General features: G+C 61.3%; 10 protein-coding genes. All 10 read left to right on the plus strand.

All coding sequences use genetic code 11. The annotated features are described in order from the left end of the window. Positions 1 to 322 precede the first annotated feature (322 nt). The 10 genes from FHS09_RS19530 to FHS09_RS19575 all read left to right on the plus strand — a co-directional run bounded on the left by FHS09_RS19530 (position 323) and on the right by FHS09_RS19575 (position 12884). A complete protein-coding gene (locus FHS09_RS19530; protein WP_183463066.1) occupies positions 323 to 1021 on the plus strand; it encodes an ABC transporter ATP-binding protein in 699 nt (232 codons plus the stop codon). Positions 1022 to 1034: 13 nt separating this feature from the next. Continuing rightward, entirely contained in the window at positions 1035 to 2366 is a 1332-nt protein-coding gene (locus FHS09_RS19535; RefSeq protein ID WP_183463068.1) for an ABC transporter permease, read from the plus strand. Positions 2367 to 2376: 10 nt separating this feature from the next. Beyond that, positions 2377 to 3585 (plus strand): ABC transporter permease, encoded by a 1209-nt coding sequence (locus tag FHS09_RS19540; protein WP_183463069.1) that lies wholly within the window; start codon positions 2377 to 2379, stop codon positions 3583 to 3585. A gap of 160 nt (positions 3586 to 3745) precedes the next feature. Beyond that, positions 3746 to 5134 carry a sigma-54-dependent transcriptional regulator gene (locus tag FHS09_RS19545; protein WP_246395154.1) on the plus strand — a complete coding sequence of 463 codons (1389 nt, stop codon included), beginning with the start codon at positions 3746 to 3748 and terminating at the stop codon, positions 5132 to 5134. Further along, positions 5134 to 6447, plus strand: a complete 1314-nt coding sequence (locus tag FHS09_RS19550) for a sensor histidine kinase (RefSeq protein WP_183463072.1) — start codon at positions 5134 to 5136, stop codon at positions 6445 to 6447. The genes FHS09_RS19545 and FHS09_RS19550 overlap by 1 nt, the downstream gene beginning before the upstream one ends. A gap of 16 nt (positions 6448 to 6463) precedes the next feature. After that, complete coding sequence (locus tag FHS09_RS19555; protein WP_183463074.1) at positions 6464 to 7189, plus strand: helix-turn-helix domain-containing protein; 726 nt, start codon at positions 6464 to 6466, stop codon at positions 7187 to 7189. Continuing rightward, entirely contained in the window at positions 7186 to 7965 is a 780-nt protein-coding gene (locus FHS09_RS19560; protein ID WP_183463076.1) for a CPBP family intramembrane glutamic endopeptidase, read from the plus strand. Before FHS09_RS19555 ends, FHS09_RS19560 begins: the two co-directional genes overlap by 4 nt. 37 nt (positions 7966 to 8002) lie before the next feature. Further along, entirely contained in the window at positions 8003 to 8188 is a 186-nt protein-coding gene (locus tag FHS09_RS19565) for a hypothetical protein (RefSeq protein WP_183463077.1), read from the plus strand. 474 nt (positions 8189 to 8662) lie between these two features. Continuing rightward, the gene (locus FHS09_RS19570; RefSeq protein WP_183463079.1) at positions 8663 to 11290 is read left to right on the plus strand and encodes a TonB-dependent receptor; all 2628 of its coding nucleotides are present in this window, start codon (positions 8663 to 8665) and stop codon (positions 11288 to 11290) included. Between the two features lie 157 nt (positions 11291 to 11447). Then, complete coding sequence (locus FHS09_RS19575; RefSeq protein WP_183463081.1) at positions 11448 to 12884, plus strand: alkaline phosphatase PhoX; 1437 nt, start codon at positions 11448 to 11450, stop codon at positions 12882 to 12884. Positions 12885 to 13255: the final 371 nt, after the last annotated feature.

The following is a 13255-nucleotide window of genomic DNA, read 5'->3' on the forward strand; positions in this document are numbered from 1 at the left end:
TCCTGACCCGAAGCCACTGACAGAGAGGAACAACGGAAAATGCAGTGCCAATAGTTGACAAGTCAATCCATATCAGGAGCCTGCTTGCAGGCGAATGGTTGAAACAGAGTGCCGCGACATTCGCCTGCAAGCAGGCTCCTACAAGGACAGATTCGTAGGATGGGCAAAGCGCCGGCAGAAAACTGCTCCATGCGTTTTCTGCATTCCCGTTGGGCGGCACCCCGCCATCCCTGGCGGGCTCGTGCCCATCAACTGACACCTGATGGGCACGCTGCGCTTTGCCCATCCTACAAAAGCAAATGAAGAATTAGGGAAAACCACCATGCTAAAAATGCACAACATCCGCAAAAGCTACCGCACCGACACCATCGAAACCCACGCCCTGCGCGATTTCAGCCTGGAGGTTTCCGAGGGGGAATTTGTCTCGGTCACCGGCCCCAGCGGCTCCGGGAAAACCACCTTTCTGAATATCGCCGGCCTGTTGGAAACCACCACCGGCGGTCAGTACCTTCTCGACGGCGTGGACGTAAGCGGGCTCAACGACCGAGAGCGCTCCCGCCTGCGCAACGAAAAGATCGGTTTTATCTTCCAAGGTTTCAACCTGATCCCGGATCTCAACCTCTTCGATAATATCGACGTGCCCCTGCGCTACCGCGGATTTAACGGCAAGGATCGCCGCAAACGCATCGAGAAAGTGCTGGAACAGGTGGGCCTTTCCGCCCGTGCCAAGCACCTGCCGGCGCAGTTGTCCGGCGGACAGCAGCAGCGCGTGGCCATCGCCCGCGCGTTAGCTGGAGAACCGCGCTTCCTGCTCGCGGACGAGCCCACCGGCAACCTGGACTCGCTGATGGCGCGCCAGGTGATGGAGCTGCTGGAATTTATCAACGAGTGGGGCACCACCATCGTCATGGTTACCCACGATCCGGACCTTGCCCGCCGGGCCCATCGCAACATCCAGATTGTCGACGGCCAGGTATCCGACTTGCACCGCAGCCACACGGCAGAAGCCGTGACCGCCTGAGGAGAGAACAATAATGTTTGGATACTATATTTCCCTGGCGTTGCGCAGCCTGCGCGGCACGCCGGTATTGAGCGCACTGATGGTGGCAGCCATCGCCGTCGGCGTCGGCGCATCCATGACGGTGCTGACGCTCAACTACATGATGTCCCAGAACGCCCTGGCCCATAAGGACCAGGTGCTCTACGCCGTACAACTGGACAGCTGGGATCCGAATTCGTCCTACCGGGGCGACCGCAATCCCACCCGTATGCCCTGGGAACTGACTTACCAGGACACCCAGGTGCTGCTGCGCTCGGATATTCCCAGCCGCCAAGTAGCCATGCATCGCTGGGGCGCCACCGTCACCCAGGACGATTCGGAATTGCGTCCGTTTATCGGCCAAGTCCGGGTGACAACGCGGGACTTTTTTGCACTCTTCGATGTGTCCTTCCTCTACGGCGGCACCTGGGAGAAAAATTCCGATAACAATTCCATTCAACAAGTGGTGATAACGCAAAGAACCAACGAGAAACTTTTCGGCGGTGAGAACAGCGTGGGCCGCACCATCAACCTGAATGGCAACCCCTTCACGGTGATCGGCGTGATCGAGAACTGGAACCCGGTGCCGAAGGTCCACGACCTGAATAACGGCGCCTTCAACGACTCGGAAGCGCTTTACATTCCTTTCGGACTACACCGCAAGCTGGGCATTTACAGCTGGGGCAACACCAACTCCTGGAAACACGAGAAGGAACTGGAGGGCCGGGGATACGAGGGTTTCCTGCAGAGCGAAATGGTGTGGATACAGTACTGGGTGGAGCTGGAATCCGACGAGCAGAAGCAGCGCTATGAGGACTTCCTGAGTGGTTATATCCGCGAGCAGAAGGCCCAGGGCCGCTTCGAGCGCCCACTCAAGTTCGGCCTTACCCGGCCCTCCGAGTGGCTGGTGGTCAACCAGGTGCTACGCGACGACAATCGCATACTCGGCTGGCTGTCACTGGCATTCCTGCTGGTGTGCGTGGTGAATGCAGTCGCGCTGCTACTGGCCAAGTTCCTGCGCAAGGCGCCGGAAGCCGGTGTGCGCCGCGCCCTGGGCGCCAGCCGCAAATCTATATTTACCCAGCACCTGATTGAGAGCGCCTGTATCGGCATCATCGGCGGCCTCTTGGGCATATTGCTCAGCACCCTCGGCCTGGTCGCCGTCAAGAGCCTCGCCATGGGCTTCGCCGATCGCATCGCCCATATGGACTGGGTGATGATGTTCGCCGCAGTCGGCCTGGCGGTCGTCGCCAGTCTGTTGGCTGGCATCTATCCGGCTTGGCGTATCAGCCATACCAACCCCTCCATCTACTTGAAAACCCAGTGAGGACAGAATCATGTTTGAATTGAAACCCATGTTGTCCGCTCTCTGGCGCAACAAGGTAGCGGCCCTGCTGATTGCCGTGCAGCTGGCCCTGACCCTGGCCATCGTCGGCAATGCCAGTGTTATTGTCGACGATCGCCAGGACAGGATTGCGCGCCCCACCGGCATGGCGGTAGAGGATATTGTCAGCGTCACCTTCCACCCGACGAATTCGGACTTCGACCTATCCGGTGCCGTGCAGGCGGACCTGGACATGATTCGCAGAATACCCGGAGTGATCAACGCTACTCACACCAGCCATATCCCTATCTCCGGCTCCGGCTCGTCGAGCGACTTCTATCGCGAGCCCAACCAGAACAGTCTCGATGGGGAGACGGCCAATATCTATTACACCGGACCGGAATTTATCGAAGCACTGGGGATCAAACTGATTGCGGGCAGGAACTTCACCCCCGCTGAGATGAAGATCTTCAACCCGGACGACCACTACACCTCACCTGTCACCATTGTCACCCAGCAGTTTGCCGATGTGATGTTTCCCGACGGGAACGCCCTGGGCCAGTTCCTGTATACCGGCAAGAACGACCCGATAGAAATTGTCGGTATCGTCGAGCGTCACCTGGGAGCCTGGGTGACCTGGCCCCTCGCAGGTAACGTGGCCTTCTATCCGGCACTGATGGACATCAGTTTCGGGCGCTACGTGATCCGCGCGGAGCCCGGCAAACGCGATCAGGTGCTGAAGCAGGTTGAAGAAAAGCTCGCTCAGAGAGATTCCCAACGGGTGATTCATATCAAAACTCTTTCCGAAGAATTCGACGAGGGTTATGCGAAGGACAACCTGATGGTCAAAGTACTCTCCGCCGTCATCGCCATGCTCACCTTTATCATCGCCCTCGGCATCGTCGGCCTGACCTTCTTCTGGATCAACCAGCGCCGCAAGCAGATTGGCGTGCGCCGCGCACTTGGCGCCACCCGCGCGAATATCAGCCGCTACTTCCTGCTGGAAAACTGCCTGATTGCCGGCACCGGCATCGCCATCGGTATGGCCGCGGCACAGATCGGCAACCACTTTATGGTATCCAACTTCTCGCAGCCGGCGCTGCCGCTGTCCGTGATGCTGGCCTGCTCCTTGATACTGCTCGCCGTCAGTCTGGCGGCGGCACTGGTGCCGGCCCTGCGCGCAGCCAATATCTCACCGGCCACGGCCACCCGAAGCGTATAACCGGTACAGTGCGCAGATGGAAATGGAGGGGGAGCCGTCCCCTCCCTGCGACAAGAACGACAACAAAAGGAAACAAACATGTGCAAACGGATTGCAGCCCTGCCCGGGTTTCTTTCTTTCCGCGAGCCTCCTGTTTCTCCGCCCTTCTTATCGGTGCATAATGCTCACCGAAATAAATAGCGATACTGATATGGACAAGGTCCTGATCATCGACGACAACCCGGGCATTATCTCCGCCCTGGAACTGCTGTTGTCCCTGCACCGGATAGAAACCCTGAGCGCCCTCACTCCGCCCGCGGGGTTGCAGTTGCTGCGCGAGCACCGGGATATCAGCCTGGTGATCCAGGATATGAACTTCACCGCCGACACCACCTCGGGGGAAGAGGGCCGCGAGCTTTTCTTCGCAATACGCGACATTGAGCCTGACCTGCCGGTAATCCTGCTCACCGCCTGGACCCAACTGGAGATGGCAGTGGAACTGGTCAAAGCCGGCGCCGCGGACTATATCGGCAAGCCCTGGGATGACCACAAGCTGGTGGCCACGGTAAAAAACCTGCTGGAACTGAATGAGCTGCAGGAACAGCAGCGCCATGCCCGGCAACAGGCGCTGCAGGCGCGCCAGCAGCTGCGCCAGCAGTTCGACCTTCAGGGTATCGTCTACCGCAGCGGTGCCATGCAAAAACTGCTGGAAATGACCACCCAGGTGGCCAGATCCGACGTACCGGTATTGATCACCGGCCCCAATGGAGCCGGCAAGGAAAAGATCGCCGATATCGTGCAGGCCAACTCCCCGCTGCGCAACGGCCCCTATATCAAAGTCAATGTGGGCGCGCTGCCGGAGGACCTGATGGAAGCGGAACTCTTCGGCGCCGAACCCGGCGCCTACACCGGTGCCGGCAACCGCGCGCGCCAGGGGCGCTTCGAGGCCGCCGATGGCGGCACCCTGTTTCTCGACGAGATCGGCGAGCTGTCCGCCAGCGGCCAGGTAAAACTGCTGCGGGTACTGCAGACCGGCGAGTTCCAGCGCCTGGGCAGCAGCCAGACGCGCAAGGTCAAGGTGCGCGTGGTCAGCGCCACCAACAGCGACCTACCACAACAGATCGCCGCCGGTGAATTCCGCCAGGACCTTTTCTACCGGCTGAACGTCATCGAACTCAAACTGCCGCCCCTGTGCGACAGGCCGGAGGATATACTGCCGCTGGCGCGCTGCTTTTTAGGTGTAGAGCTCGGCACTGACAAGCGGCTCTCCCCCCAGGCGCAAAACGCACTGATGCACTACCGCTGGCCGGGCAATGTGCGCGAACTGCAAAACACCATGCAGCGCGCCTCGGTGCTCAGCCAGTCCGGAACCATCGACGAGGAAACCCTGGCCCTGCCGGTGCAGGAAAATACCGGCAAAAAAGTCGACATCAACTTCGAGCCCAGCCGCGAACTGTTGGAGCAGACGCTGGCCAGCTGTAACGGCGTTATCTCCCAAACTGCGCGGGAACTCGGTCTCAGCCGGCAGGCGCTCTACCGTCGGCTGGATAAATACGGTATTCCCTACTGATGTTCTCACTCGAAGGCCGCATTCTCGGTATATCGCTACTGGCCGTCGCTGTCGGAGTCAGCATTCCCTTTGCCCTTCTGTATGTCGGTATCGGCATGGAATTGGCCTGGGCCGGCGGCCTACTCCTGGCTCTCGCCAGCCTATTGGTGATGATGCGCCCATTCACCGGAAAAATTATTCGAGCGCTGCAGGCGCTCGAAAGCGGCCTGCTGAATTTCCGCGACGGCGACTTCTCCATTTCGCTGGCGATCAATCGCAATGACCAATTGGGCGACCTGGCCCGGCTGTACAACGAGGTCGGGGAAATACTGCGCCGCGAGCGCGCGCATATCTACCAGCGCGAACTATTGTTGGATACGGTAATTCAGAGCTCCCCCCAGGCATTGCTGCTGGTGGACCAGGGGCAACATATTATCTACGCCAATACCAGCGCGCGGCAGCTGCTGAACCGCGGCAAACCGATACAGGGATTCAAGCTGGAACAGATACTGCCCCGATGCCCTCCGGAACTGGCCGAGGCCATTGAGAAGCAGGAAGACGGCCTGTTCAGCTATAGCGACGGCGACACCAGCCACACTCAGCATATCGGCAACAATACTTTTGTACTCAATGCGCAGAAGCACCGATTGATCGTCATTCGCGAAATGACCCGGGAGCTGACCCGCGCCGAGGTACAGGTTTGGAAAAAAGTAATCCGCCTGATCAGCCACGAACTCAACAATTCCCTGGCTCCCATCTCGTCCATGGCCCACAGTGGGAAACTGCTGGCTCAGCAACCCAACAAGGCCGAAGCCCTGGAGAAAGTATTCGATATTATTGCCGAACGTTGCCGGCATCTCACCGAATTCACACAGGGCTATGCCCGCTTCGCCAAGCTCCCGGCTCCCAGTTGCGAAACCGTGCACTGGCGGCAATTGACCGACCGCCTGGCACCGCTGCACCAGTTTACCCTGCGCGGAGAACTGCCCGCCCGCCCCGGCTATTTCGATCCGGTACAAATCGAACAGGCACTGCTGAATCTGTTCAAAAACGCCGCCGAAGCCGGCAGCGACAGCGCGCACACAGAACTGCAAATCACCGCCGACGTCCGCGGCCAGGAAATCATTGTGCGCGACCGCGGCTGCGGCATGAGTGAAAAAGTACTGCAACAGGCGCTGCTGCCCTTCTACTCCACCAAACCCCAGGGCGTGGGCCTGGGGCTGGCACTCTGCCGCGAAATCGTCGATGCCCACGACGGCCATATCCAGCTGCACAACCGCCCCGGCGGGGGCCTGCAAATAAGTTTGTGGCTACCCTGGCCCAAGAACGGCTAGCAGGGGCGGAGGAAAAATGGAACTGCGACAGCAATTCACAGGTGGAACCCGCATTCCACGCCATCCCCACACGGAGCCCTACGCCGCAATTGTATTACAGGGCAGTTACTGCGAAGCCGGCGACAGCGGGCGGTGGTGGTCACAGGCCGGGGACGTATTGATCCACCGCCCCTTTTCCAGCCACTTCAACTGCTTCGCAAAAAACCGGGCACAGGTTCTCAACCTGCCCCTGCCGCTCGAAATCGGTATTGCGGCAACCCATTGCCGAACCGCGGACCCCGACCTGCTCGTGCGCACCGCCGAGCGCGACCCGCATGAAGCCTCCCAGCTGCTGCTCGCGCAACTGCTGCCGGGAAGCGCCGCCAGCGACGATCCCGTCGACCGCTTCGCCGCACAACTCGCCTCTCCCGATGCCCCCTCTGTCGCCGACTGGTCGCGGCAAACGGGCATCAGGCGCGAAACTCTCTTCCGCCAGTTTCGCGCCGCCTACGGCACCAGCCCCACGGAATACCGGGTGGAATCCCGCACCAAACTGGCGTGCAAAGAGATTGTGATCGGCACGCGGTCGCTGGCGGAAATAGCCGCGGATTTCGGCTTCGCAGACCAGGCCCATATGAACCGCGCGATCCGCAAGCTCACCGGCCAGCCGCCCGGCCGCTGGCGGACGCAACATTCGTTCAATACTCCGGACGGGCAGGCCATTAAATTGACCGCGAAAACCATCACGCGGGTAAAAAAATGATGAATACCTCTGTTGCGCCGCATCCCCGGCCGTTCTTCGAAGTCACCGGACTGCACTTTCATCTCTGGCCGATCCTGTTCGCCGGGCTGTTGATGCAAGGAATTTTGTGGCCCGCGCGGCAGGTGGTGCGCTGGTTGTATCACAACCACCCCGACCTGCTTTTCGGGCAAACCTGGGCTTTTGTCGGCATCGCGATGTTGCTGCAGGCCCTGGGCGGCCTGATCGGCATACTGGCCATGCGCCGCCTGCTGCCCGCCGCCGACGGTCACCTGCGTTGGCCGCCGGGCCGCAGCTATGCCGGACTGGCCGCCGCCATCGGAGTCGCCATGGGCCTCCTGATGCTGGTGGCCGATTACTGGCCGCAGCTGCTCACCCAGACCGCACCCGACGCCGGCTACGACCTGACCCCGGTGGGTGCCAGTGGCTGGCTGGCGATGATGGCCGCTACCGGCCTCGCCGAGGAGACCGTCTTTCGCGGCCTTTTGGTGGGAATGCTGGTGGTGTTGGTACCCGGCCGGGTGCGACTGGGCAGCTTCGAAGTACCCTTCGCCGCCGTAGCTGTCGGCCTGCTGTTTTCCGTGGCCCACTACGAGACCTTCCTGGTGGATCCCTTGCACCTGGCGATGGCGCAGCAGCTGTACGCCTTTGTCTGGGCGCTGGTCTACGTGTGGCTGATGGAGAAGTCCCGCAGCCTGCTCGCGCCGATTATCGCCCACGGGCTGGGCAACTTTACCGAGGTGGCACTGGTGATGTTGATGATGTCCGCCTGGAACTGAAGCGACTCTCTAGCGGCGGGCTCGCGACGAAGTCGATGTGGAGACACCAGTAAAGCCCGCCGCAAAGCTGCCGAACCCCTGGCGGGAGCACTACTCACCATCTTTATATAGCAATTTCCTGCCACTTGATCTGTCCGAACTCGACCATCTCAACAGTTTTATCGAACGAATGAATCAGCGTCCCGCCGTGCGGGCAGCCATGAAGGTTGAAGGGTTGATCTAAGCGAACAACCGGTGGCTGTTTGCGGGGCCTTTAACTCGGGCCATACATGGCCCTCGCCCTTCGGGCGCCTTCAGCGTCCAAAACAGCAATCCTACCGTTTTGTCACTGCCAAGGATGGCCGTGGAGAGGTACGACCGCCATGGATGGCGGGATGCCGCCCAGCGGAAGTGCAGATTTTGCAGGAACAAACATCTTCCAGCGGCGCATTTTAAGGGAGGCGCCCAGCCCGTGTGCCGCAAACAGCCACCGGTAGCAGGGCCGCCATCGGTCTCTCTGGGGAGAAGTATGAGTAGTTACCTTCCAGATAATTTTTCATTTTGCCCGCCCAACTGTTACAGGATTATTTAAATTTCAAAAATTCCCGAATCCGCCAAAAATAAATAAATTTTTGTCCCCTTTTTCTCTCCATTTCCCTCTTAGCTGGCTGTCTGAGGACGCAAACCACCAACACCAGAAGAATCCATCGGGGGAAAGATGACACTGTCCATTTACCGCAAAAAAGCCTTGCCCGCTCTGATCAGTGCCGTTACTTTCGGCACTGCCGTTTCTCCGGCTACTGCCCAGGAGAATCTGGGGGAGCTGGAAGAGATAGTAGTCACGGGAAGCTACAGCCGCAGTCTGCAGTCGGCTATCGACGCCAAGCGCAATGCACCCAGCGTTACCGACGCCATTATCGCCGAGGATATCGGGCAGTTCCCCGCGCAGAATATCGCTGAGGCGCTGCAACGGGTGACCGGTGTCTCCATCGTGCGCGATCGCGGCGAGGGGGTTTACGTTCGCGTGCGCGGCCTGGGTTCCAACTTCCAGGTAACCACCCTGAATGGCCGCACTATGGCGGTCAATGAAAATGTGCGCACCTCCGGCCAGTTCGGCCGGCAGTTCCGCTTCGATACCCTGCCCGCGGAGCTGGTCTCCGCGGTGGAGGTGATCAAGAGCCCCACCGCCGCGCTGGACGAGGGCGCCATCGGCGGCACGGTGAACGTGAAAACCTTCCGCCCGCTGGACCTGGGGGAGACCAAGTTCACCGCCTCCGGCCGCGCCAGCCACGCGGAACTGGCCGACGAGACCGACCCGCGCCTCTCCGGGCTGGCAAACTGGGTCAATGCCGACGGCACCTTCGGTCTGCTGGTCTCCAGCGCCTACGCCGAGCGCAGCCTGCGCCAGGACCGGGCGATCAACTTCGGCTGGACCGAAGTACCCGAGGGTATAGACACCAACGGCGACGACACCCGTGACAGCGGCCCCGTGATCACCCCCGGCGGTATCCGCCCGACCCTGGAATTGGAAGACCGCGAGCGCCTGGGCCTCTCCACCGCACTGCAGTGGCGTCCCAACGACACCCTGGATATCAACCTGGATATTCTCTACGTGGACCAGGAGGTGCAGTACGACGAATTCACCTACAGCGCCGACTACAACTATGAGGACTTGGTGCCCGGCTCCACGGTGATCCGCGACGGTGCCCTGGTGGGCGGCACCACCCGGGACGGCGCCGTGCAGATCGGCCGCGAGAGTTCCGGCATTCACGACGAGAACCTGGCCATCGGCCTGAACGCCGAATGGCAGCTGGGCCAGTGGACCGTCTCCAGCGACCTCTTCCACTCCACCGCCGACAGCGAGGACGCCGACCCGATCCGCCGCACCCGCTTCCGGGTCACGGGCGGCATCGGCTTCGATTTCCTGTTCCCTAAAGTGGACGGCGACTCGGTGCCCAGCATCAACTACACCGAAGTGGACCTGAATGATCCCGCCCAATGGCCCGGCCGCCGCCTGGAGTGGCGCACTATACGCGCGGAGGACGAGGAGCAGTCGATCCAGTTGGACGCCAGCCGCGAAATCGATTTCGCCGGCTTCAGCGAATTCGCCACCGGTGTCAAGCTGCGCGAGCGCTCGCGGGACTATTTCCGCCGCGACCTGCGGCTCACCGATGGTATCGAGGGGATCACCTTCGACGAGAGCTACTTTACCGATTTTCCGGTGAGTGATTTTCTCGGCGACGCCTCCGGCGGCCTGCCCCAGGAGTGGCTGGTACCCGATGAATCCCGTTTCTGGAGCGACTATCCCAGCTCGGAAGACCTGGCTGCGGAGCTCACCGCCGGCGACCGGCGCAATTCCTACCGAATCGAGGAAAGCATCCGCTCCGCCTACGCCATGCTGAATATGGACAGCCAGTTGGGCGAAATGCCCCTGCGCGGTAATATCGGCGTGCGCGTGGCGCAAACGGAGCAGGTTTCCTCCGGCCATGCCAACGTCGACGGCGAGGCCACTCCGGTGCGCTTTTCCAACGACTACACCGACGTGCTGCCGTCGTTGAACTTCGCGCTGGATATCCGCGACAACCTGGTCAGCCGCGTCGCCGCCGCCAAGGTGATCACCCGCCCGGACCTGCAGGATATGGCGCCGCGCCTGACCTTCAACTCCGGCGATATCCTCACCGCCAGTGGCGGCAACCCCAACCTGGAGCCCTTCGAGGCCTGGCAGTACGACGCCACCCTGGAGTGGTACCCGCGGGAGGGCACAGCATTAACCGCCGGGGTTTTCTACAAGGATATCTCCACCTTTATCCAGACTCAGGTCTCCGACCTGGAATTCAATGGCGAGGTCTACCGGCTCACGTCCAAGGTGAACGGCTCAAACGCGGATGTCTCCGGCCTGGAACTGGCCTACCAGCAGATTTTCAACCAACTGCCCGCGCCCTTCGATGGCCTCGGCGTGCAGGCCAACTACACCTACACCGACTCCAATGCGGTGTATGTGGACGGCGACGAGCGCATCGAGGGCGAGCTGGAGGACGTGGCCAAAAATAGCTACAACCTGACGGCGTTTTACGAAAGGGATGGCCTGGCCCTGCGCTTCAGCTACAGCTGGCGCGACGGCGTACTCAACCAGATTGGCACCAACAGCCTGGCCACCGAGAACAACGCCGAATTCGGCTCACTGGACTTCAGTGCCTCCTATGATATCAACGATGCGGTTTCCGTGTTTATGGAAGGCATCAATATCACCAACGAGGTGCAGCAGCTGTTTGTGGACGACGACGAGTTCCGCAGCTATACCGACTACGGCCGCACTTTCGTCCTGGGCGCGCGGATTAATTACTGATAAATCAATCTCACGCCCTCTTGTAGGAGCGGTCCGGCCGGGAGCGGCCGTTGGCCGCGATCGGCCTGTGAAATAAACCACCACTGATCGCGGCCAACGGTGGATGGCCGCCCCGCCGCTCCTACAGGTTTCTGTTTTTGTATTGGGAGAACCAACCATGACTCTTTCCCGCCGGTATTTCCTGCGCAACGCGGGCGCCGCCGCACTGGCCTTCGGCGGCCTCTCCAGTTTTTCCGCCCTTGCCCAGGTGTACGCGGTGGACCCAAAGCGTGGCTTGGACCGCTTCGGACAGCTCTATCGGGACCCGGACGGCATCCTCAACCTGCCGCAGGGATTCAGTTACAAAATTATTTCCCGCAGCGGCGATATGATGTCCGACGGGCTCACCACCCCCAGCGCCCCGGACGGCATGGCCGCCTTCCCGGTGCCCGGAAAAAAAGACCAATGCCTGCTGGTGCGCAACCACGAACTGGACTCCGTCGGTGAGGAAATCGGCCCCTTCCAAAACAATCCTTCCCGGGCAAAGTCCGCCGGCAAAAAAGCCTTCGATTTTTATGGAGACCTGCCGGTCAACGGCGGCACCAGCACCCTGCTCTACAGCCACAAAACCGGCCGCGTGGGGCGCTCCCATTTAAGCCTGCTGGGCACCACACGCAACTGCGCCGGCGGCGCCACCCCCTGGGGCTCCTGGCTCAGCTGCGAAGAGAGCCTGGCCGGCCCCGGTGAGGGCTTCGGCCGCGAACACGGCTATATTTTCGAAGTGCCTGCAATCGCCGAAGGATTGGTGGAGCCGGTGCCGCTGAAGGAGATGGGCCGCTTCGTGCACGAAGCCGCTGCAGTGGACAGCAGCAACGGCATCGTCTACCTCACCGAGGATTTCGATCACGCACTTTTCTATCGCTTCCTCCCCGCCCAGCCGGGCGAATTGGAACAGGGCGGCAAGCTGCAGGCGCTGGTCATCCGCGACTGGCCGCGGGCGCTCACGCGCAACTGGACCGAGGACGCGGACAATCCCGACGCCCGCGCGGTGGAAATCGGCCAGCGTTTCAGCTGCGAGTGGATGGACCTGAAGGATGTCACTTCCCCGGATGGCGACCTGAGCCTGCGCGGCGCAGCAAAGGGCGCGGCGCGCTTCTGTCGCTGCGAGGGCGTGGCTTTCGCCACGCGCACAGACGGCGGCCGGGAGATCTTCTTCGCCGCCACCGGCGGCGGCCCCAAACATATCGGGCAGATATGGCGCTACCGCCCCGGCAGCCACGAGGGCAGCGGAAACGAAACTCCGGGAGAACTGGAACTGGTTTACGAGACCCGCGACCGGGCGCTGATGGAATCCTGTGACAACCTGGCCATAGCGCCCTGGGGCGACCTGATTATCTGCGAGGACAGCTATTCCGACAGCCCGGATATGGTCAACTATATCCGCGGACTGACGCCGCAGGGAAAACTCTATACCCTGGCCATGAACGCCCACCCGGACAAGGGAGAATTCTGCGGTGCTTGCTTCTCGCCGGATGGCTCCACACTATTCGTGAATATCCAACGGCCGGGTATAACGTTGGCGATCACCGGGCCTTGGGGAAATTTACGCGCATAAGCAGCGAAAAGTCCCCCTGTAGGAGCGGCCGGGGGGGGGGGGGGGGCGGGGGGGGGGGGGAAACACCCCCCCCCCCCCCCCCCCCCCCCCCCCCCCCCCAAAAAAAAACCCCCCGGGTCGGGGCCCCCCCCCCCCCCCCCCCCCCCCCCCCCCCCCCCCCCCCCCCCCCCCCCCCCCCACCCCCCCCCCCCCCCCCCCCCCCCCCCCCCCCCCCCCCCCCCCCCAACCACCCACCCCCCCCCCCCCCCCCCCCCCGCTCCTACAAGGGGAAACAAAAAAATAATTGCTGTCACCCAATTGCCAAAATAAATTCATCGGCGCAGCTGTCCCCCCGGCGCCACCTGAAGTCTCTTCCGTATACCTGCAATTCG

It is taken from the genome of Microbulbifer rhizosphaerae (assembly GCF_014191725.1).
Lineage (GTDB): Bacteria > Pseudomonadota > Gammaproteobacteria > Pseudomonadales > Cellvibrionaceae > Microbulbifer > Microbulbifer rhizosphaerae.